Source organism: Aquiflexum sp. TKW24L (genome assembly GCF_023502205.1).
In the GTDB taxonomy this organism is placed as follows: domain Bacteria; phylum Bacteroidota; class Bacteroidia; order Cytophagales; family Cyclobacteriaceae; genus Cognataquiflexum.
The window spans coordinates 28,451-48,331 of the sequence record NZ_JAMFLG010000034.1 but is presented as its reverse complement, the minus strand read 5'-3'; the positions used below and the strand labels follow the sequence as shown (position 1 = coordinate 48,331).

Here is a 19,881-nt window from a genome sequence, read left to right as displayed (position 1 = left end):
TTCCCGCAGCCCTGACAGGGTGAAATTTTTATTAATGAAAATCGATTTTGAAAATCGGACCAAAGAAAATTGATCATAATATTATTTCGCCCTTTCAGGGCTGATTTGGATCCCGAAGATGTTAGCTCTCTATTCAATATTATTGTTCCATAGATTTCCCCTTTGCGTTTATTATTTTTTTGTAGCATTTTTGTGCCATTATGAAGGCTTAATTTTTCTCCTGTTTGTTTTGGCACAGTCCCTTTAAGGCACGTCTGCTGATTATTTTCAACCCCTTCGGGATAGCATTTTCATATATGACAATCAAAGATTTTATTCTTCATTTCCGTCAGGCTGTCAGTGGCCTTGAGGAGGATTTTACAGGTATCAGTATCAAAAAAGCGATTTTCTACCTTTCTGTTCCCATGATTTTGGAGATGGTGATGGAATCGTTATTTGCAGTAGTAGACATATTTTTTGTAGGCAAACTAGGCGTACATGCTGTTGCGACTGTGGGTCTGACGGAATCAGTATTGACGATAATTTACTCGATTGCGATTGGACTCAGTATGGCAGCGACTGCGATTGTGGCTCGGAGGATAGGGGAGAAAAAGCCTAAAGAAGCATCTGCAGCTGCTTTTCAGGCAATCTTGGTTTGTTCGCTTTTTGCAGTGGCGGTGGCGGTTCTTGGGGTAATTTATGCCAAACCCATGCTGGCACTGATGGGTGGAGAACCGGAAGTGATTGAGCAGGGCTACCGCTATACCCAAGTTATCTTTGGTGGAAATGTCTGTGTGATGTTACTCTTTCTGATCAATGGAATTTTTCGTGGTGCAGGTAATGCTGCCGTGGCTATGAGAACCTTGTGGATAGCCAATGGCTTTAACATCGTTTTGGATCCGATCCTTATTTTTGGCTTGGGACCGATTCCGGCAATGGGATTGGAAGGGGCGGCTTGGGCCACCACGACGGGCAGGGGAATCGGGGTGATTTACCAGTTTTATATCCTGTTCAATGGCAAATCCATCATCAAATTCCATTGGGATAGCCTCAAGATGAATTGGAAAACAGTCCTGACCATCGTCAAAGTAGCCTCAGGAGGAATGGGTCAGTTTCTGATCGAATCCGCTTCATGGATCTTCCTGATGAGGATTATCTCCGAATCAGGTTCTGTGGCTTTGGCGGGATATACGATAGCTGTCAGGCTGATCATCTTCGCACTTTTGCCTGCATTTGGGCTTTCCAATGCCGCAGCGACCTTGGTCGGACAAAATCTTGGCGCCCTGCAACCGGGAAGAGCGGAGAAATCCGCTTGGTTAGCAGCACACCTGACAGCCATATTTCTTGGATTCTGTGCCATTATTTTCATCGCAGGAGCAGGATTCTTTATTGGGATATTCAATCAGGAAGAGGGAGTTATCGCTGTCGGGACAATGGGCTTGACGATCATTTGTCTGGGCTATGTTTTCTTTGGCTATGGCATGGTGATGAGTCAGTCGCTCAATGGTGCGGGTGATACTCGGACGCCAACAATCATCAACTTGGCCATCCTTTGGGGCTTTCAGATTCCCTTTGCTTACCTGCTTGCCAAGACTTTTGGATTGGGGGCAACAGGTGTTTTTATTGCCATTGCAGTCAGTCATTCACTGCACGCGGTGGTGAGTACTTTGGTGTTTAAAAGGGGAAAGTGGAAGTTGGTGCAGGTTTAGGTAGTAATTTTTAGAGAATTTTCTAGGTGGTTTAAATTTAAAAATCCCAAGGTATCAAGGCATCGTTATAGTGTCAAGGGATTTTTTGTAAATTGGAGTTTCAAATTAATTAGGTTATGGAAAAGATAATGATTGAAGTAGAAAAAAATACAGCAAAGAAATGGGAAGAAAGCGATGCTGTCACAAAGCAAAGAATTTCGGATGTATTTGATAAATTTTTGAATATTTTAATGGAAAAGGAAGAAGAAGACTTTTGGCCTGTATTGGAAAAAATAAGAGAAGAGGCTGAGAAAAAGGGTTTTTCAGATGAAATTCTAGATCAAATCCTTAATGAAAAATAGGTTTATTTTTGATACAAATTCGCTTGTAAGCTCAGTTTTGTCTCCACATTCAACCAATGCTTCCGCTTTAAAAATTGCTTTAAAAACAGGAGATGTCATCATATCCCAGAATATTTGGGATGAATTCAATTATGTCATTTTTAGAAACAAGTTTGATAGGTATTTTACAGTCGAACAGCGAAATGAAATACTGACACTATTAAAGAAAAAGTTTGTTTTCTTTGAAACCCAAAGCAATTTCAAAGCCTGCAGGGATCCAAAAGATGATATGTTTTTACATCTTGCTGTGGATGCCAAAGCAAAATGTATAGTAACTGGTGACCCTGATTTATTGGTCCTTCATCCGTTTGAAGGAATACCTATTTTAACTCCTGCCGAATTTTTGGAAAAATTTATTTAATGTTGATTTCAACGGATTTATTTTTAAACTTTCAACACTCCATTCTCCCAATTTCTGGATCTCACTAAATCGCTTTCCACTCAAAAATCCTTCCTCTTAAATACCCTCATAGCAGCCGTTACAGGCAAAATCATCCAAATAAACATCACTGCGGAGGACAATAGGATTCCCTTTGCCGAACCGAAAAAATCCTGAAAGAAAGCGCCCGTATATCCCATCAGCGCTGAAATGTCCAACTGCATCAGCATGATGATTCTGCCCAAGTCAACAGGATTTAAAAATACCAAAGCCAAAGTGGGTTTTTCCAATGGATAATCCGCCAAGCTATAAATCAGGTACAGTACAAATCCGTCATAGACCAAAGAGAAATAGATCCAAAATGACAAGCTGATGCCGATAGCTTTGGCTTTGTCCCTCGTCAGGACCGAAGCCAAAAACGCCAATCCTGCAAAAATAACGCTGAGTCCAATGCCGATTGCTAGCAAGATCAAAACCGAAGCATCGGCTCCCCAAAGGAGCATCGGCGCACCAAAACCTATCAAAATCGCCATGCTCAATACAAATATCACAGCAAGAATCTGACTCAAAAAAACGTCCCTTCTCTTTACAGGTTGGGCGAGCATGAGCTCGGTAAACTCCAGGTTATTAAAAAAATGGGTAGTAGCAAATATGGCTGAAATCAAAGGTATGATCATTAGCATGATGTTGAGCAGACTGAGGGAAACCTTACTCATATCTTCCGAAACCTGGTAAATGGAGATTGCTACCAACACCATAAACAGCGTGTAAAGAAGAGCAAACCTTGACTTTACGATATCATACAGGGCGTATTTCAATAACTTAAACATGGCTCAATTCAGTTTTAATTTGCTTTTTTTTTAAACTCCATTCCATCAATCTCGCAATGGCTGTGGTGAACTTGGATTCGCCGGTGATATCCTTCAGGCTTTCAGTAGTGTCATTGAAGAATACTTTTCCCTCATGGATATAGATGGCATGGTTGGTCAGTTCATCCAACTCACTCAGGATATGGGAAGTGATGAGGATGAGTTTTCCTTTTTCTCTTTCGTGGATGATTTTGGTTTTCAGGATTTCTACCGCAATGGGGTCGAGTCCAGCTGTAGGTTCATCGAGGATCAAAATATCCGGACAAAACATAAAAGCCAAAGAGGCACTCACTTTTTGACGCGTTCCCCCGCTGAGGGTATGCATAGGTTTATCCAGCATGTCCATCAATCCAAATTCTGTGGCCAAAGCCATGTCATATTTCTTGATTTCGGGTCTCATGTCCTGCATCATGGAGAATAGCTGACCTATTTTCATGTTATCAGGGTATCGGCCGATCTGTGGCATATAGCCGATATCGGATCTATAGGCAAAGCTGCCTTTGATGGATTTGCCTTTGACAAGGATATCTCCTGCATTCGGGATGACCATGCCAAGGATGATTTTAATCAGTGTGGTTTTTCCTGAGCCGTTTGGACCCATGAGGGCATAGCTTTTTCCGGATTCAAACTCCAGGTTGAAATCCTTCAAGACTTCTAGCTTGCCAAACTTTTTATGTATTTGTTGTACGGATATCATAAGGTCTCATTTTAGGGGAATTGTCGATCATATTTTCAGGTGTGATGGAAGGGAGCACTTTTTCCATTCTATCGAGAAGGGTCACCAGAAAACTTCTCCAAAGAATCATTGCGGCGGGGATTTTTTCTACGATCACGCTGAAAAGACTGATGGGACGGTAGGGAATGTCTCCTGTCCGGTTTTTATCCAAGTCGTAGCCCTCGTATTTGTCCCAATAATTATGCTGAAGGGTATTCAAAACCACGGTGCCGTTGGTGCTGATGTCAAAGGTGTTGGCGATAAAATTATTCTCTTCGAAAGTATTTTGGTCACAACTTGCCATGAGTTTGATCGCCCATCCATTTTGGGTAAAGGAGTTGCTTTTGAAAGTGCTTCGGCTACATCCTTCCATATAGATGCCGATGGTATTTTTTCTAAATATGTTGCCGACGATTTCGCTGTCGGTGATGTCTTTGAGCAAAATCCCATATGAACTCGCTCCTTCGTTTTCTTCGAAGATATTTTCCTTCATCAGTACATTTCGGGTGTACATGACTGCTACACCTGCGCCATTTTTCTTGAAGGTGTTTTGAATATAGCTGTTGTCATGCGAAAACATAAAATGCAGACCATAACGCTTGTTGGCCTCGATCATGTTGCCTATACTGACTGTATTGGTCACAAATTCTAGGTAAATACCATCGCGGTGGCCGCTTACAGTATTTCCTTCAATAAAAGAATCACGGCATTTCCAGAGATGGATACCGTTGCCGGTTTGGTATTCCCGCTCGGCATGGGAGGAAAGCTTGTTATTTTTGATGGTCAGTTTGGAGGAATTAGAAAAATGTAAACCAAAATATGTTTCTTCCAAGATATTGTCTTCCACGCTACAGTTTTTGGAGTCAAAAAATTTGATTCCGGCCGAGTCGTCCATGTTTGACATGCCTGTGTTAATGATTTTGAGTCCTCGGATATGGACATTTTCTGCGGCTACCAAAAATACGTTTCCTTTTTCCTTTCCATCAATCACCGGGTAGGATTCGCCGATGATGGTCAATGGCTTTCGGATGGTGATTTCATTTTCAGCGAATGTTCCTTTTTCGATGATCAAGGTATCTCCATCAGCTGCTTGATTGATGGCTTTTTGGATTGATTGACCGTTTTTGACCCTGATTGTAGCAGCTTCCAAGGAAGCCATGCTCAGGATAAAAAATGTCACGAAAAGGAGATTTAAAGTTTTCATTTTTTTTGGATTTAAGTCCGGGTAATGTCTCACTTGAATTGGGTCACTAATTCACCCCAAGCCAGATATACGCCTCCATGTTTGGATTTGTAGCTTTCGAGAGTTTCATAATCAGAGAATGCGATGATATTGCTTGCCATTGGCGTCTTGAATTTGTCAGACTTCAGGTAAAAAGCAACCGTGGCATCAGTCAGGCTTTCGGGTTTGGTGTAGTCTGTGACGAGGATATGTTTGATATCTTCCTGATTCACTTCATCGGATTCCAAGAATGACATCAGGCAATTGACATCATCGAAAATAAATATTTTCCCTTTTTGGGTGACTACTTCCGCTCCATAGACAGGATCCATCAGCTTCATTTTGCAATGGTGACAATTGTCATTTCCATAGCTGATGGGTCTTGGGTCTGCTTTGCATGAAAGCATCAGAAGAGAGATCAGGAATATTTTAAGGATATTTTTCATAGAGAGTGAGGTTTATTGTGAACATGCTTTTAGAGGGAAGCCACTTTCTTTTTCTTTCTCCATTCGGTAAAAACCGCAAATGTCAAGAGCAAAGCCGACACACCCAGAATCCATCCACCTGTATCGGGTCCTGAATAGGCAATGAAATTGAGGAGTTCCTTGTATCCGATCAGTGGGGGTTGGTAAGCCATACCCGGCACTTTGATCGCTGCAGTCTGATCAAGGTTATGTCCATAGTCATATCCCCACAGGTACATGTCTGTCAAAACTCCAATTCCAAGAAGGATGATCATGGCAAAGAAGGTATAAAGTGCCCATCTTTTGGCAATGATGGCTGTAAGGATTCCAAACCCGATAATGAAACCAAAGACATAGATCAGGTAGGTAAATTCAGGAAACATTTCGACTCCGATATGCTTCATGCCAATATAATGGTTGACACCGTTGATAATGTCGATATCACCGCTGAGGCGGTCGATCCATATTTTCATATTCAATCCCTCGGGATATTGGGGAGCCCAGAGGCTGATTTGCCACAGGGGAGTAAAGTATGCTGAAACCATCAGGGCTGCGGCGATAAATGCCAGAATGCGATTTGATGGGCTGAGATTATTCATTTTTTTAGTTTTTAAACACCGCCGGAATTGATCCCGGCGGTGAGATTATGGGGAAATTATTCTGCCACTCCTGTAGAAAACTTAAGCGGGGTATTGCTTCCTGCCGGAGATACCCTAATGTATCCCTGCATTTCTTGGTGCAATGCTGAACAGAAATCTGTACAATAGAATGGGAAGATGCCTACTCGGTCAGGAGTCCATTTCAGGGTGGAGGTTTCTCCTGGCATTACCAGAAGTTCAGCCGTATTGGCACCTTTGATAGCCAATCCGTGCGGTACATCCCAATCCTGCTCAAGGTTGGTCATGTGGAAGTACACTTCATCGCCCACTCTGATGCCTTCAATGTTATCCGGTCTAAAATTTGACCTGATACTCGTCAGGTAGATGTGGACTTGATTGCCATCTCGTTCCACTCGAGCATCATTGATTCCTTTGAGTGCATGAGGGTGGTTATTTTCTTCCAGTTTGTAGAATTTCACTTGCTTGTCCTTGATCAAGGAAGCAGGGAAAGCCTCTGCATAATGGGGTTCACCGATGGTCGGGAAGTCAAGAAGCAACTGCATTTTATCCCCTGAGATATCATAGAGTTGGGCAGAATGCGCCAATTCAGGACCTGTAGGTAGGTATCTGTCTTTGGTGATTTTGTTGTAAGCTACCATATACTTACCATGCGGCTTACCTGTCGGTCCACCGGGGATGCTCAAATGGCCTATTGAATAGTAAGTAGGGATTCTATCGACTACTTGAAGGGTTTCAATGTTCCACTTCACAATTTCCGAAGACACAAACATGGAAGTATAGGCAAATCCTTTTCCGTCAAATTCGGTGTGCAAAGGTCCAAGACCTGGTTTTTCAACTTCTCCGTGCAAAACAGATTCGTATTTTAGGACTGGCATTCCATTAATATCTCCTTCGAAATCCTTATTTTCAATAGCTGCAAGCATTTTGGTAAATGAAAATACAGGGATGATCGCTGCCAACTTACCACTGCCTATGATGTATTCTCCGGTAGGGTCTGTGTCTGTGCCGTGCGGGGATTTTGGACAAGGGATAAAGTAGACAATGTCCTTCAATTCTTTTGGATCAAGGGAAAGAACTTCATTCCTGATGGTAGAGATAGCCGTATGTGTACTTTCATCCCACTTGTTGTGGACATATTTTGAGGGGACTTTTTTACCTTTTCCTGCAGCAATGTATTCTTCCGCTTTCTTCCAGTTAACAGCCATGATAAAGTCCTTGTCTTTTTGCGAAGCATTCACTTCCAAAAGGGTATGGGCCATTTCAGTGTTATAAGTGGAGAAGAAAAACCAACCATGTGATTTTTTCTTTCCAGCTCTTGCCAGGTCAAAGTTGAAGGGTGGTGCTTCCAATTGGAAAGCAATGTCCATATCGCCGTGTTCCTTGTCGACACTGATGAAGGAAATCGTCCCACGGAAATTTTCCTTGTAAGTGTCGATAGGCACATCTCTGTCTTTGTCATCGCCGGTTGGTATCGAAAACCTTGTTCCCGCCACTACATACTCTGTATTTTCAGTAATAAATGGTGAGGAGTGATTTCCACTTGAGTTTGGGATTTCGATGATCTCGACGGTTTTGAATGTCGTCAGGTCAATTCTTGCAATCCTTGGGGTATTGTTTGCATTGGCAAAAGCCCATCTTGCATCATGCTCGGCATTGGTCGTAGAGATCGCAATGTGGTGCAAATCATCCCAAGGAACGAATCCATGGGAAGTGTTCAGCATGGGTTTTGTTTCTTCAGAGAAACCCCAGCCATTTTCCGGATGGACGGAGAATACCGGCAATATCTTTAAGACTCTTCCCGAAGGAAGTCCTACAACAGATATCTGCCCATTAAAGCCACCGGATACGATGTTGTAAAATTCATCGTGCTGTCCGGGGGCGACGTATACTTTGGAGGCAGCGTCTCCCGAAATGGCGGTTTGTGCGCCTTTGGGTTTGCAACCAGAGGCAAAAGCTACAGCAACTGCGGCTCCTGCGATTAACCATAATCTTGTTTTCATTTTTCTTGGGGTTTTGAATTTTTATTTGGTAGCAGCATCCATGCTGCCGGATTTTTCTAAGTCATTTTTTCTCAGGAATTCCAAAATATGCCTGGATTCGTCCATGGAGATATTTTGATTTGGCATTCTGGTAAGACATTCCTCAAATAGGGCCTGGGCGACCGGGTCTTCATCCAGCATCACATCGACATTGGTGATCATATTCATGATCCATTCAGGCCTTCTTCTGTTGGTCACTCCCTGAAATCCGGGACCTACCAATCGCTTGTCATTGAGTTGGTGGCAGGCCGTACACTTCATATCCACGACTGCCTTCCCTTTCTCTGCCATTACCTCATCGACAGTGGCTCCGAGATCCACATTTTTGATTTCTCCGACACCTTTTGGATCGGCTGCTTTTACTGTTTCTTCAGCGGTAGGAGGGGTAGAAGTTCCTTGGTTTTCACCACCCCCACCACAACTAGCCATCAAGAGCATTACAGCTCCTATTGTCATGATCATCGAACTTTTCATAGTTTTTCTATTTTTATAAAATTGGGTTTTGATAGTTTTTATCATAGTGAGATTGGTTTCTTTAAGTGCCTGTTTTCTCCACAATTCCACCCAAATCAGCAATAAGCCAAGGGGAAATAGGGTGGAGGTAATGAATAGAATCAGGTGGAAGTGTGGAATAAATCCAAGTTTGGCCCAAAGCAAAGTTCCTTGCCCGAGGAGTAATACCTCCGAAACAATGAAAGCCCCTGCCAATAAGTACCACCCATTTTGGGATAATGCGCCCGAACCGAGCCAATTGTTTTTCAAAGCAAATGCCCCGATACCAAAAGTAATTGAGCCTAACATCACCAAATGGACAAAGCCGATGACGTACATTCGGATGGTATAGGCGATGGTAGCGACATCAGGAATGATAAGCGCTGCCTGAATCAAGGCTTTTGCCACCAAGCTCATCAATCCGATATAGAGCATCCTGTCTATCCAGTTTTGGGGAAATGAGAACCCGTTGAATAATTGACGGAATGCAGGTTGAAGTATCCAGAAGTATGCAATGATTTGGAGAATTACCCCTAATGCATTGATGTAAAAAAGCGACATGATCGGTGTGCTCCAAGAAACAGCCAAAGCATAAGTCAAGAAAAGAGAAAGGTGGAGGATCCATTCCTTTGTTTTAGAAATCGGTATGGTCCATCCGCTTTTTTGGAGGTAAGCTGTTAACAATCCCAAAAATCCATAAACAAACCAGCCATTCAATTGAAAGTGCAAAAACCATTGCACGCTCATGAAATATAAGGGATGAACTCTGCCCAACATCGCACCGACAGGACCGATGGCCCAAAGCCCAATACTGGAAAGCAACAGCCAAATGATGGAGAACTTCACCAATCGGGTAGCTGTAGTTTTTTTGTGCTTCGAAAGATCCTGTAAGAAGTAGTAGGCGAAGAAATAACTTGTAATCAGATGTAGCGACGAAAATGCAATGCTGTATAGGCCATATCCCTGAAAGGGAAAACTCAACATCATGCCTATGGTGGCGACAACAGAAATACCGAGTAGGAATTTATAGGTTCTAAGCCTGTTGGCATCTTTTACATAAGTGAATACCAAAGCACCTGTGACCAATAAATATCCCCATCCCAACAATGCTAGGTGAGAGTGCGCATGAAGCAAATGCTTGTATTCAAAAAAATTGACCTCACCGACTAGGAAATACCTCATCAGAAGCCCGAATAGCGAAGCCATCAAAAAGAAGAAAACCGCCCAGAACATCCACGGTTTTGCCAAGTGTCTCTCTAGAGGAGAGGCATTAGATTTTTGGCTTAAAAGTTCCGGGGCGGTTTTCATTTCTTATGGATTCAATTGGTGATACAATTCGGTAGCCTTTGGAAATAAGATGTTGTTTTCCAAATGGATATGCTTGTGTAAGTCTTCTTCAAATTCCTGAAGCATGGCAAAAGCCACTTTGTAAGTCTGACAGCCATCGGAAGGTGTCCTATAGCCGTCACTCAGTTCGGATATCAAGCGGAACCTTTCACCTTCAGTTTCATGCTCGTCTTGCATCATGTTGATGGGATTCTCGATTGCTCCAAAATGTGGTTTTGACAGGGTAAAATGACTTGATTTGGCTTCCTCCATCGCTTTGACATAGGGGAAAAGGATCAATTCTTCCTTTTTCATGTGGGTAGTCAAAGCATCTGCAGCTTGGAAAAATTGTTCTTTGATTTGTTCCAATTCAGGATGTCTTTCTCCATGTACAAGGACAAGTTTTTGTAAATAAGCTTTCAGTGGAGGAATGCTGTTTTCTACATAGCGGTGATGCGTAGTCGTGATGTGGTTGATGAGGTCAGTCAATCCAAATTCTTTGAAATGAACCTCCTCAGGTATGATGACTGCGTTTTCGAGGTCCTTGAGGATGTTTTCCATTGACACATCGTTTATTTCACAGGCCTTTTCAAGGCTTATTCCCCCTTTGCAGCAAAAATCAATGCCGTACTCGGTGAATACTTTGGCCGCCCGGAAATTTTCCGCTACGATTCCGCCTACTTTTCTTTTTGATAGATTTTCCATTTTTCTTATTTTTTAGAGCCTTGTAGCCGTTAGATTTCAATTTTTTTTAATACTTCAGAAAACTGATGCCGATATTCACCCTGTCTGCCACATCTCTCAAACTTGTTGTCATCAGCATTCCGGTCAGGTGTTCGCGGATCGCCGTGAACTTATGGTGAACTGGGCAAGGATGGTCTTCAGAGCATTTTTCCAAACCCAAAGCGCATCCTGTAAATAGCATGTCCCCATCAATGGCTTCGACGATTTCCGATAGGACGATTTTGCTTGTATCACCCTGAATGTGAAACCCTCCATTTGGCCCTTTTACAGAATGGAGCAAGTCATGCTTAACAAGCTCCTGCAAAATTTTACCTGTAAATGCCTCCGGCGAATTGACTGCCTTTGAGATTTCCTTCAATCCTGCACGCTCTTGACCTTCTGGTAGAGTGGCCACATAGATCATGGCATTGATGGCATATTTGCAGGCTTTGGAAAACATATTCGTTTTTAATACAGGACAAATATATCCTTTTTTATTAAAAGATAAAAATATCCTTTAATATTTTTTCAATCCGAAATGTTTATAATTGCGCAATACAGAAATAAAAAAACCGAACAGATAAATTCAAGCACCTTTTCTCTAGATTTTGGAACTTATACATAATTATTTAGATTGATTAAAAATAAATTATAGGTAAGTTTGAGAAAATCCATAAATTTTCAAGCCCTATTATAAGTTATAAAATGACCGCAGCACAACTTTCGTTACAGCAATCAGCAATCATTGAAAGTATAGGGGAGTCTGATATATCCATTAATTTTCTGGAGTTGGGGATTTTGCCCGGCAAGGAAATCAAACTGTTGAAAAAAGCCCCTTTTGGCGGTCCTATGGCATTTATTATTGAAGAAAACATTGTTGCCCTCAGACAGCAGGAAGCCATTTTGATTAATTTAAAATCCTAATTGCATGGAAACCACCACTGTCGCTGCCACCCAAACAAAAACCATTGCTATCATCGGTAATCCCAATGTGGGGAAATCCAGTATTTTTAACCAACTGACCGGTCTCCACCAAAAAATCGGAAATTATCCCGGTGTCACGGTAGACAAAACGGTTGGCTTTCTCCGGCTGGGGGAAAAATCCTTTGATCTGATCGACTTGCCCGGGACATACAGTCTCTACCCAAAGTCCGAAGATGAAGTGATCGCCCATCGGGTGCTTAATGGTTTGGGGGAAGAAAAACCTGATTTCGTTCTTGTCATCCTTGATGCCTGTAATTTAGAGCGGAGTTTACTCTTGGGTACGCAGGTGATGGACCTTGGTATTCCGATGGCTTTTGTAGTCAACATGAAAGACCTTGCCATCAAAAAAGGCATTCAGATCAAGACTTTTGAGCTCTATAAACTTCTTGGAGTGCCGCTGGTGCTGACTGACGCCAGAAATAATGAAGGGATTAACGCCATTCGTCAATTGATGGCAGCTGAGAAATTTGAATCACCCAAACCGCTTCTAGACTCATATTCATTTGCAGATGCTTCCTTGATAGGTGAAGTCATGGCAAGATTTGGATTTACTACTCCCTATCAGGCTTTTCAGTTGTTGGTTTTTGGGGAGTTTGACAAAACGCTCCCACCTTCGGACAAGGAATGGCTCCAAGAAAAATCCAAGATTTTCGGATTTGACAGGAAAAAGCAACAGATCCGAGAAACAGAAGCGAGGTATGTCCAAATCGGGGAGATTTTAAAAAAATCTGTTTCCAAGGAAAAAATCAAATCCCGAAACACGACCATAGCACTGGACAATGTTTTTATCAATCCTGTCTTCGGTTTTGTGATTTTTTTGATCATCATGCTGTTGATATTTCAGGCGATTTTTGCTTGGGCTTCTATTCCTATGGACTGGATTGATGTGGGATTTGCAGGATTGAGTGGTTGGATCTATGACAACCTTCCCTCCGGGGTTTTGACAGATTTGTTGGCGGAGGGGATAGTTCCAGGAATCGGTGGCGTGGTGATATTTATTCCCCAGATAGCCATGCTGTTTGGTTTTTTGGCTATTCTAGAGGATACGGGATACCTTTCGAGGGTCGTGTTTTTGATGGATAGGTTGATGAGGCCTTTTGGTCTTCATGGCAAAAGTGTTGTTCCGCTTATATCAGGTATGGCCTGTGCCATCCCGGGAATCATGGCTGCAAGGAATATCAGTAATTCGAAAGAAAGGCTGATCACGATTTTGGTGACTCCTTGGATGAGTTGCTCAGCAAGGCTTCCCGTGTATATCATTCTTATTGGATTGACTGTTCCTGATACATTGTGGATGGGTGTCAGCCTTCAGGCTGTCGGCTTATTGGCCATGTACTTATTGGGGGTTTTATTCACTTTATTGGGAGCGTTTGTTTTGAAATACATCCTGAAAACAAAAGAAAACAGCTACCTACTTACTGAGCTTCCTATCTACAGGTTGCCAAGGTGGAAGACGGTGTTGTTGACGATGTTCAACAAGTCCAAAATTTTCGTCTTGGAAGCTGGGAAAGTAATCCTTTCGATATCCATCGTTCTTTGGATATTAGCGAGCTATGGCCCTAGCGGTAGCATGCAGGCGCTTGAAGAGGAAAAAACAGCCATTTTACAAAATACACCTGAAGAAGAACGTTCTATAGTGGAAGAGTCTTTTGCTTCCAAAAAACTGGAAGCTTCCTTTATCGGTATTTTGGGCAAGGCTATCGAGCCTGCGATCAGGCCTTTGGGATATGATTGGAAAATCGGGATAGCATTGTTAACTTCTTTTGCAGCAAGGGAGGTTTTTGTGGGAACGATAGCAACTATTTACAGCATTGGCGGAGACGTCGAAAATGAACTTACTATCCGTGAAAAACTGGAAAAGGAAGTCCATTCCGATACAGGGGAAAAAGTTTTTGACAAAGCTACAGGGTTTTCACTTATGGTGTTTTATGCATTTGCGATGCAATGCATGAGTACTTTAGCGGTAGTGTATCGGGAAACCAAAAGCTGGAAATGGCCGGTCTTGCAGACGCTCGTCATGACAGGAATTGCGTATTTGGCAGCATTTATTACTTATCAGATTTTCTCATAATTATGTGGCAGGAAATAGTTGTTTTCGGATTATTTGCTTTGGTGTTGGGTGCTTGGGTTTTCAGGAATTTTATCCGAAAACCGAAGAAAGCGACCGGTCCGGGTTGTGATAAATGTGGGGTTTAATCGCCCATCCTTTTAACTTTATGCCTTTTTTATTCATTAATTATTTTTATATATATAATCATAAATATAAATAAAAATTAATGACTCCTCATTGGTAGTTTTGTGTAGAATCATGAACCAAAATTAAATGGATACAAATATGACCATGCATAAAAACATCACTTTGATTAAAGGGGATTTTGAAATAGAAGAAGCAAAAGACATTTTAAGAAACCTGATTGATTTTAAAATCAAGTTTCATCAAATTAAAAGTTTTAACTCCGAATTGAAAATAGGAGAAAAAGATGCGCGTTCTCAAGCAAGGATTATTGAACTGAAGGCAAGCATGCAAAAAATGCTTTCAATCATGGAAGAAGCTGAGGCAAATGGGTATAACTTAAAAATGGAGGCAAAAATAGATATTGAATTTCAACATCAAGAAACTAACATATTGAATCAAGAGGTGGTCAGCCATTGATATATATTCAGACTTATTCGAAAAAAAATGGGGAATTAAACTTCCCCTTTTTTTTTGATTTTTTATCAATCATGTCTCGCCCCTTCCATCACCTTGAAAATATGCAACACAGCCGGAAAAACTGCATCCATGGATTCTGCAGCCCCTTTGGTTGATCCGGGCAGTGCCAAAATCAAGGTTTTTCCAATCAATCCGGCTACACTTCTCGACAACATGGAATAAGGAGTCCGCTGTTGTCCATATGCACGGATTACTTCTTCGATTCCGGGAACATCCTTTTCCAACATGGGCTTGATCGCTTCAGGAGTCACATCCCTTGGAGACAGGCCTGTTCCCCCGGTGAAAATCACCAAATCCATTCCTTCACCACAATACAGCTTCAATTTTTCCTGAATGACAGCTGTCTCGTCAGGAATTACAATATAATCTGCAATGACAACTCCTTGTTTTTCCAACTTTTCGATTATGGCCTTTCCTGCCAAGTCTACTTTGGTTCCTCTGGATATCGAGTCCGAACAGACAATCACAGCAGCCTTGAACCCTTCATTTTCCTTTTTGGCAAAATCGGTCTTGCCGCCTTTCTTTTCCAGCAATTTAATCTGATTGATGCTGATGCCTTTGTCAATCGGCTTGAGCATATCGTACATCGTCAGCGCCACGACCGAGGCCGCATGCATGGCTTCTACTTCCACGCCCGTTTTGTAGATCGTATGGATCTCCGCATGGATGTGGACATCCAATCCTTCGATTTTGAAAGTGATGGAAGTATATTCAATTGGTAGAGGATGACAATCCGGAATCATATCAGATGTGCGCTTGGCAGCAAAAAGTCCCGCCGTTTTCGCCATTTCAAAAACATCTCCTTTGGGAACCTTCCGCTGCACGATGGCATCGATGGTTTTCTGTGAGCTCACTGAGAGGATTGCCTGAGCAATGGCTTTGCGGAGAGTGGGGGATTTGTGGGTAATGTCGACCATTTTTTAGAGTATCAAGTAATTAGGATCAAGTATTAAGTATCAAGAAACGAGAGCCGAGAAGCGAGAGAGTCGCAGTGATCAGTTTGCAGTGGCAGTTGGCAGTGGTTAGATTTTAAGTATCAAGAAGCGAGAAACGAGAGCCGAGAAGCGAGAGAGTCGCAGTGGTCAGTTTGCAGTGGCAGTTGGCAGTGGTTTGGTTTTAAGAAGCGAGATTCTGGACCCCCAGTATGAAGTCAATCCATCTAACATTACAAGGCGAAGCAGAAAACCGACAACCATTACAACCAATCAATTTACTTCGATTAGGACTGCTGTGAAAAACAGTTAAGCAAATAACCAATTAACCAATTAATCATTTTCAACAGCCCGAAAACGCGAAGCAGACAACCCGCCAACCATTACAACAACGACAACAACTACAACAATTTTAACCCTTCAAAGATTCTCCTTCCATACCGAGCCTTCGTTGTCAATCAATTCTTTTCCCCAGACAGGAACTTCTTTTTTGATCCTTTCTACCAATTCCTCGCAGGCATCGATAGCAGCTTTGCGGTGTTTTGAAGAGGTGAATACAAAAAGGCAGATTTCGCCGACTTTCACTTCTCCAAGACTGTGGTAGATGTGCATGCAGCTTAAGGGATATTTGGCAAATACGGCTTCTCTGATCTCAAAAGCCTTTTCCAATGCCATTTCTTCATAGGCCGTGTATTCGATCGCTGTGACTTTTCCACCTTCTTTTTCATCTGCCCTCACTTGGCCGAGAAAGATGCTATGTCCTCCGATATCGGTTTTGGTACTGTGGTTGGCGATGGACTTGGCGATGGATTCTGGGGAAATCTGTCCCTGCACAAAGATGTTTTTTGGGCTTCTTTTGGTTTCCATGTCTTAATTATAAATCGGTGAATCAGGGGCTTCAATGCCTCCTGATATAGAATGTATTTTTTTCCCCGGAAAATGCTTTTCCAATATTTTGACTGCTTTCAAACTTCGGACTCCGCTTTGGCAAAACAACAAAATCAATTCTGAATTAAGCCATTCTTGGTGTTTTTCATCCAACAAATCCAAAGGGACAGATTGGTATGGATATCCTTTCAGTTTTGGGTATTCATCCGCTTCCCTGACATCGATGAGTGTTCCTCCTGCGAATTTTCCTAATAAATCAAAAGCTTCCTCCCAATCAATAGAGTCACCATCCCCGCAAATTATGGCATAATCTGTGACTTCCAATGCTTCTATGCTGGACGGAATTCCTTTCCTTGAATCCGGATTCTGGCTAAGTTCCATCGTATAGGATTGATGGCTGAGAAGGTTGTAAAACAACATCTTGTCCACCAAAGTTTCGCCGTATCCTGTCAGAAATTTGATGGCTTCCGCGGCCTGAAGTGTTCCTATGATTCCAGGCAAAACGCCTAAGACTCCTGTTTCATTGCAGTTGGGGATTTCATAGGCAGTTGGAGGATCCGGGAAAATATCGCGGTAATTGATGCTGTTTTGACCGTTTCCATTCAATATAGCAACCTGTCCTTCATTTTGGTACACAGCTCCAAAAACCAATGGTTTTCCCAAAAGAACGCAAGCATCATTAACTAGGTACCTTGTGGGGAAATTGTCCGAGCCGTCAATAATCAAATCATATTGGGATAAGATGACTTTGATGTTTTGCGTAGTGAGGAATTCAGGAATGCAGTTGATTTTGATATCAGAGTATTTTGCTTTGAGAAAATGGGCGGCAGTTTCCGCTTTGTTCATACCCAAATCTCCCTCTCCGAAAATCACTTGCCTGTTAAGGTTGGATAATGATACCATATCTCCATCCACGATGCCAATTGTTCCAACGCCTGCGGCAGCAAGGTAGAGTAGGATCGGGCAACCCAAACCGCCAACACCGACGACAAGAACCCTGGACAGCTTTAGCTTTTGCTGCGCAGCTGTACCAAATCCCGGCAAAATGGTTTGTCTAGTGAATCGGTCCATATCGTTTTTGATTAACCTCCTGAAAAAGGTGGTAGCAGCGCAACTTCCGCACCGACAGGAATGAATGTTTTCCCGACCACCATTTTTTTATTGAGCGCAATGCTGAACTTGGTTTGCTTCAAGTCGGGAAATTGTTGATAAAGATAGCCCAATAATACCTCAGTGTCAGGCATATATTCCAACACCAACTCTTTTGTTTTTATCTTTTCGGCAATCATACCGAAAGCAATCACATGTATACTTGTAGGTGTCATAGGTTCTAATTTAGGCATTAGATTTAAAAATAGTACGGTTTTCCATTTTTTAAAAGGCAGATGAGATTAACTGGAAGACAGAAGACGGAAGACGGAAAAAAACGATGCAATCTTTATCCGGGTATAGTTAAATATGAATTGTTTTTGACCATTTATAGCTATCCTGACCAAAGACAAGTACTTCCTTGTTTAACCGGGCCAAATTAACTTTACTGCCGCAATGAAGAGAACGACTGTCAATAGGTATTTGATGATTACAGGGTTGAATTTTTTTGCGCCGAGGTACGCGCCCAAAGCTCCTCCTGCGATCGTCAACGGCATGACGATCCAAAGTTGCCGGTCGATTTCTACCTGAAATCCATCTGCACCTAGGAATCCTGAAACAGAGTTGAAAAAGATGAACAGCGCACTGACGGCAGCAGTTTCTTTCATATTGGTCCAACCCAACATCAGCAATATCGGAGACAGGATGATCCCGCCTCCGATGCCGATCAGTCCGGAAAAGAATCCGATCACCAATCCCAAAAGCGGCCCCATCCACCACTGTCTTTCCATGGCAGGACGGTCAGAAACAGGAAATACATTCAGAAATTTCAAAATGGGAAAGAACAGCAATATCCCCAAGATCCTTTTGTACAACACAGTATCTACCAAAATACTTCCCCCAAGATATGCTGCAGGAATAGAGAAAATAACCAAGGAAATGAATAGGGACGTTGGGAAAGTACTTGCCTTCCGAAAGGAAAGAAATGCCATCAGTGAAACAAACATGTTCATGATCAGTGCTGTCGGTCGGATTTGTTCGGGAGCAAAATTCAACAAAGCCAATACCATCAGGTAGCTGCTTGCACCGCCGTGACCGACTGAGGCATACAAAAACGCCACAAGGGGAAGCATCAGGTAGAGGATAAATTCATTCAGCCCTTCTGCCATATTTTACCAATTGTAAATATTGACGTTGGTTCCCGCTTCCAGCCTTTCCACTTCTTCTCCGACTTCGGCGATACAATTGGCAGCGCCATAAGAGATCAAATTAAAGGATTCCTGACTGGGAAGGATGATCACTTTTCCGTTTTCAAGTTTTGCTTTGAGAAAAAAAGTGAGGCCTGTGGTTTTTTCAAAGTTATCTGCCAATGGATAAGCTCCACTTGGATTCCAAACTTCTTTCTTTCCCATCCAAGCTTCGATGCAGGGTTTGACATATTGGTTGAAACATGTGAGGGTGGATGCGGGATTTCCCGGCAAAGCAAAAATCCATTGGTTTTCCTTCTGCCCTACAAAAAGCGGTTTTCCGGGCTTTTGTTTCACTTTGTAGAAAAGTTCATGGACTCCAGCTTGCCGCAATCCTTCTTTGACGTAGTCATAATCTCCCACCGAAATCCCTCCGGAAAGGATCAGGACATCATATTTGTCGAGGTATTCATTGATTTTTTGCTGCAATTTCTCTGGTTCATCGACTGCTTTTCCGATCTGTATCTCTTTTACGCCAAGATTTTGAAGGTAAGACTTCATCACCGGACCGTTCGCATCATAGACTTTTCCAAAACCTAGAGGATTGCCCGCTTCTTCGAGTTCGTCCCCCGTCAGGATGATCCCGACAGTTGGTGCAGCATAGACCGAAATTTGGTTGATCCCCACTGAGGCAAGCAAACCAATCATTCCCGGACTGATAGAACTGCCTTTCTTGGCGATCAGGTCTCCTGCTTTGTTTTGGGCTCCTTTGCCACGGAAGTTGGCTCCCTTGCGGAACTTATCTGAATCAAAAATCAGTTGCCTTTCTTCTATTTTCACCCACTCTTGAGGAATGATGGTGTCTGCCCCTGAGGGAACTGGCGCTCCGGTAAAGATTCGAATAGCTTCATTTTCTCCTAGTACCAACTCCTGCAGGTCTCCGGCTTTGCTCTTGGATTGGCTGCGGAGTTCTCTCCGATTGATGCCTTCCTTCCAGCAAATGGCATAGCCGTCCATGGCGGAGTTATTGAAAAAAGGAATATCGATGGGGGAGAAAATATCCTCAGAAAGGACCAACCCAGAAGCTTTATCCAAGTCCACTAAGATGGTCTTGCCTGAGATGAGGTTGTCCTGAAGTATTTTTTTTGCTTCGCTAACTGAAATCATATGG

22 protein-coding genes are annotated in these 19,881 nt (G+C 42.6%); 6 read left to right on the top strand and 16 right to left on the bottom strand.

What is annotated here, in order from left to right; genetic code table 11:
* A partial coding sequence (locus M3O96_RS17795; RefSeq protein WP_249722770.1) for a hypothetical protein occupies window positions 1–236 on the bottom strand: 236 nt, incomplete at its 3' end.
* Between the two features lie 60 nt (window positions 237–296).
* Between M3O96_RS17795 and M3O96_RS17790 the strand changes: the two genes are divergently transcribed.
* The 3 genes from M3O96_RS17790 to M3O96_RS17780 all read left to right on the top strand — a co-directional run bounded on the left by M3O96_RS17790 (window position 297) and on the right by M3O96_RS17780 (window position 2,429).
* A complete protein-coding gene (locus M3O96_RS17790) occupies window positions 297–1,688 on the top strand; it encodes an MATE family efflux transporter (protein WP_249722768.1) in 1,392 nt (463 codons plus the stop codon).
* A 116-nt stretch (window positions 1,689–1,804) separates the two neighbouring features.
* Window positions 1,805–2,029 carry a hypothetical protein gene (locus M3O96_RS17785; protein ID WP_249722766.1) on the top strand — a complete coding sequence of 75 codons (225 nt, stop codon included), beginning with the start codon at window positions 1,805–1,807 and terminating at the stop codon, window positions 2,027–2,029.
* Window positions 2,019–2,429 (top strand): putative toxin-antitoxin system toxin component, PIN family, encoded by a 411-nt coding sequence (locus M3O96_RS17780; protein ID WP_249722764.1) that lies wholly within the window; start codon window positions 2,019–2,021, stop codon window positions 2,427–2,429. Before M3O96_RS17785 ends, M3O96_RS17780 begins: the two co-directional genes overlap by 11 nt.
* Before the next feature lie 80 nt (window positions 2,430–2,509).
* Here the strand turns inward: M3O96_RS17780 and M3O96_RS17775 are convergent, their stop codons facing one another.
* Genes M3O96_RS17775 through M3O96_RS17735 form a run of 9 tightly spaced genes read right to left on the bottom strand, consistent with a single transcriptional unit; the run spans window position 2,510 to window position 11,377 of the window.
* Window positions 2,510–3,277, bottom strand: coding sequence for an ABC transporter permease subunit (locus tag M3O96_RS17775; RefSeq protein WP_249722762.1), 768 nt, complete (start codon window positions 3,275–3,277; stop codon window positions 2,510–2,512).
* Window positions 3,270–4,013, bottom strand: coding sequence for an ABC transporter ATP-binding protein (locus M3O96_RS17770; protein ID WP_249722760.1), 744 nt, complete (start codon window positions 4,011–4,013; stop codon window positions 3,270–3,272). The genes M3O96_RS17775 and M3O96_RS17770 overlap by 8 nt, the downstream gene beginning before the upstream one ends.
* A complete protein-coding gene (locus tag M3O96_RS17765; RefSeq protein ID WP_249722758.1) occupies window positions 3,988–5,235 on the bottom strand; it encodes a nitrous oxide reductase family maturation protein NosD in 1,248 nt (415 codons plus the stop codon). Before M3O96_RS17765 ends, M3O96_RS17770 begins: the two co-directional genes overlap by 26 nt.
* A gap of 29 nt (window positions 5,236–5,264) precedes the next feature.
* A complete protein-coding gene (locus M3O96_RS17760) occupies window positions 5,265–5,699 on the bottom strand; it encodes a nitrous oxide reductase accessory protein NosL (protein ID WP_249722755.1) in 435 nt (144 codons plus the stop codon).
* Between the two features lie 29 nt (window positions 5,700–5,728).
* Window positions 5,729–6,316 (bottom strand): hypothetical protein, encoded by a 588-nt coding sequence (locus M3O96_RS17755; protein ID WP_249722753.1) that lies wholly within the window; start codon window positions 6,314–6,316, stop codon window positions 5,729–5,731.
* Between the two features lie 56 nt (window positions 6,317–6,372).
* Window positions 6,373–8,337: a Sec-dependent nitrous-oxide reductase gene (gene nosZ / locus M3O96_RS17750; RefSeq protein ID WP_249722751.1), complete on the bottom strand. Its 1,965-nt coding sequence runs from the start codon at window positions 8,335–8,337 to the stop codon at window positions 6,373–6,375.
* Between the two features lie 21 nt (window positions 8,338–8,358).
* Window positions 8,359–10,176: a c-type cytochrome gene (locus M3O96_RS17745; RefSeq protein ID WP_249722748.1), complete on the bottom strand. Its 1,818-nt coding sequence runs from the start codon at window positions 10,174–10,176 to the stop codon at window positions 8,359–8,361.
* Between the two features lie 3 nt (window positions 10,177–10,179).
* Window positions 10,180–10,899, bottom strand: a complete 720-nt coding sequence (ric, locus tag M3O96_RS17740) for an iron-sulfur cluster repair di-iron protein (protein WP_249722746.1) — start codon at window positions 10,897–10,899, stop codon at window positions 10,180–10,182.
* 46 nt (window positions 10,900–10,945) lie between these two features.
* Complete coding sequence (locus M3O96_RS17735) at window positions 10,946–11,377, bottom strand: RrF2 family transcriptional regulator (RefSeq protein ID WP_249722744.1); 432 nt, start codon at window positions 11,375–11,377, stop codon at window positions 10,946–10,948.
* A gap of 245 nt (window positions 11,378–11,622) precedes the next feature.
* On the opposite strand from M3O96_RS17735, the gene M3O96_RS17730 reads away from it, so the two are divergent.
* From M3O96_RS17730 to M3O96_RS17720, 3 genes are all read left to right on the top strand, one after another.
* Window positions 11,623–11,841, top strand: coding sequence for a FeoA family protein (locus tag M3O96_RS17730; protein WP_249722742.1), 219 nt, complete (start codon window positions 11,623–11,625; stop codon window positions 11,839–11,841).
* A 4-nt stretch (window positions 11,842–11,845) separates the two neighbouring features.
* Window positions 11,846–13,972 (top strand): ferrous iron transport protein B, encoded by a 2,127-nt coding sequence (feoB, locus tag M3O96_RS17725; protein WP_249722740.1) that lies wholly within the window; start codon window positions 11,846–11,848, stop codon window positions 13,970–13,972.
* Between the two features lie 270 nt (window positions 13,973–14,242).
* Entirely contained in the window at window positions 14,243–14,554 is a 312-nt protein-coding gene (locus M3O96_RS17720) for a hypothetical protein (RefSeq protein WP_249722738.1), read from the top strand.
* Between the two features lie 65 nt (window positions 14,555–14,619).
* Here M3O96_RS17720 and moaCB read toward each other — a convergent pair whose 3' ends face one another.
* From moaCB to M3O96_RS17690, 6 genes are all read right to left on the bottom strand, one after another.
* Window positions 14,620–15,531: a bifunctional molybdenum cofactor biosynthesis protein MoaC/MoaB gene (gene moaCB, locus M3O96_RS17715; RefSeq protein ID WP_249722736.1), complete on the bottom strand. Its 912-nt coding sequence runs from the start codon at window positions 15,529–15,531 to the stop codon at window positions 14,620–14,622.
* 435 nt (window positions 15,532–15,966) lie between these two features.
* A complete protein-coding gene (locus M3O96_RS17710; protein ID WP_249722734.1) occupies window positions 15,967–16,413 on the bottom strand; it encodes a molybdenum cofactor biosynthesis protein MoaE in 447 nt (148 codons plus the stop codon).
* Window positions 16,414–16,416: 3 nt separating this feature from the next.
* The gene (locus tag M3O96_RS17705; RefSeq protein WP_249722732.1) at window positions 16,417–17,505 is read right to left on the bottom strand and encodes a HesA/MoeB/ThiF family protein; all 1,089 of its coding nucleotides are present in this window, start codon (window positions 17,503–17,505) and stop codon (window positions 16,417–16,419) included.
* 11 nt (window positions 17,506–17,516) lie between these two features.
* Window positions 17,517–17,777: a MoaD/ThiS family protein gene (locus M3O96_RS17700; RefSeq protein WP_249722730.1), complete on the bottom strand. Its 261-nt coding sequence runs from the start codon at window positions 17,775–17,777 to the stop codon at window positions 17,517–17,519.
* Window positions 17,778–17,948: 171 nt separating this feature from the next.
* Entirely contained in the window at window positions 17,949–18,692 is a 744-nt protein-coding gene (locus M3O96_RS17695) for a sulfite exporter TauE/SafE family protein (RefSeq protein WP_249722728.1), read from the bottom strand.
* Between the two features lie 3 nt (window positions 18,693–18,695).
* Entirely contained in the window at window positions 18,696–19,877 is a 1,182-nt protein-coding gene (locus tag M3O96_RS17690) for a molybdopterin molybdotransferase MoeA (protein ID WP_249722726.1), read from the bottom strand.
* Window positions 19,878–19,881 lie beyond the last annotated feature (4 nt).

Excerpts from the sequence above, each read along its gene's own strand:
- M3O96_RS17790 (WP_249722768.1), top strand. The coding sequence starts at position 297 with ATGACAATCAAAGATTTTATTCTTCATTTCCGTCAGGCTGTCAGTGGC.
- M3O96_RS17785 (WP_249722766.1), top strand. The coding sequence starts at position 1,805 with ATGGAAAAGATAATGATTGAAGTAGAAAAAAATACAGCAAAGAAATGG.
- M3O96_RS17780 (WP_249722764.1), top strand. The coding sequence starts at position 2,019 with ATGAAAAATAGGTTTATTTTTGATACAAATTCGCTTGTAAGCTCAGTT.
- M3O96_RS17775 (WP_249722762.1), bottom strand. The coding sequence starts at position 3,277 with ATGTTTAAGTTATTGAAATACGCCCTGTATGATATCGTAAAGTCAAGG.
- M3O96_RS17770 (WP_249722760.1), bottom strand. The coding sequence starts at position 4,013 with ATGATATCCGTACAACAAATACATAAAAAGTTTGGCAAGCTAGAAGTC.
- M3O96_RS17765 (WP_249722758.1), bottom strand. The coding sequence starts at position 5,235 with ATGAAAACTTTAAATCTCCTTTTCGTGACATTTTTTATCCTGAGCATG.
- M3O96_RS17760 (WP_249722755.1), bottom strand. The coding sequence starts at position 5,699 with ATGAAAAATATCCTTAAAATATTCCTGATCTCTCTTCTGATGCTTTCA.
- M3O96_RS17755 (WP_249722753.1), bottom strand. The coding sequence starts at position 6,316 with ATGAATAATCTCAGCCCATCAAATCGCATTCTGGCATTTATCGCCGCA.
- nosZ (WP_249722751.1), bottom strand. The coding sequence starts at position 8,337 with ATGAAAACAAGATTATGGTTAATCGCAGGAGCCGCAGTTGCTGTAGCT.
- M3O96_RS17745 (WP_249722748.1), bottom strand. The coding sequence starts at position 10,176 with ATGAAAACCGCCCCGGAACTTTTAAGCCAAAAATCTAATGCCTCTCCT.
- ric (WP_249722746.1), bottom strand. The coding sequence starts at position 10,899 with ATGGAAAATCTATCAAAAAGAAAAGTAGGCGGAATCGTAGCGGAAAAT.
- M3O96_RS17735 (WP_249722744.1), bottom strand. The coding sequence starts at position 11,377 with ATGTTTTCCAAAGCCTGCAAATATGCCATCAATGCCATGATCTATGTG.
- M3O96_RS17730 (WP_249722742.1), top strand. The coding sequence starts at position 11,623 with ATGACCGCAGCACAACTTTCGTTACAGCAATCAGCAATCATTGAAAGT.
- feoB (WP_249722740.1), top strand. The coding sequence starts at position 11,846 with ATGGAAACCACCACTGTCGCTGCCACCCAAACAAAAACCATTGCTATC.
- M3O96_RS17720 (WP_249722738.1), top strand. The coding sequence starts at position 14,243 with ATGCATAAAAACATCACTTTGATTAAAGGGGATTTTGAAATAGAAGAA.
- moaCB (WP_249722736.1), bottom strand. The coding sequence starts at position 15,531 with ATGGTCGACATTACCCACAAATCCCCCACTCTCCGCAAAGCCATTGCT.
- M3O96_RS17710 (WP_249722734.1), bottom strand. The coding sequence starts at position 16,413 with ATGGAAACCAAAAGAAGCCCAAAAAACATCTTTGTGCAGGGACAGATT.
- M3O96_RS17705 (WP_249722732.1), bottom strand. The coding sequence starts at position 17,505 with ATGGACCGATTCACTAGACAAACCATTTTGCCGGGATTTGGTACAGCT.
- M3O96_RS17700 (WP_249722730.1), bottom strand. The coding sequence starts at position 17,777 with ATGCCTAAATTAGAACCTATGACACCTACAAGTATACATGTGATTGCT.
- M3O96_RS17695 (WP_249722728.1), bottom strand. The coding sequence starts at position 18,692 with ATGGCAGAAGGGCTGAATGAATTTATCCTCTACCTGATGCTTCCCCTT.
- M3O96_RS17690 (WP_249722726.1), bottom strand. The coding sequence starts at position 19,877 with ATGATTTCAGTTAGCGAAGCAAAAAAAATACTTCAGGACAACCTCATC.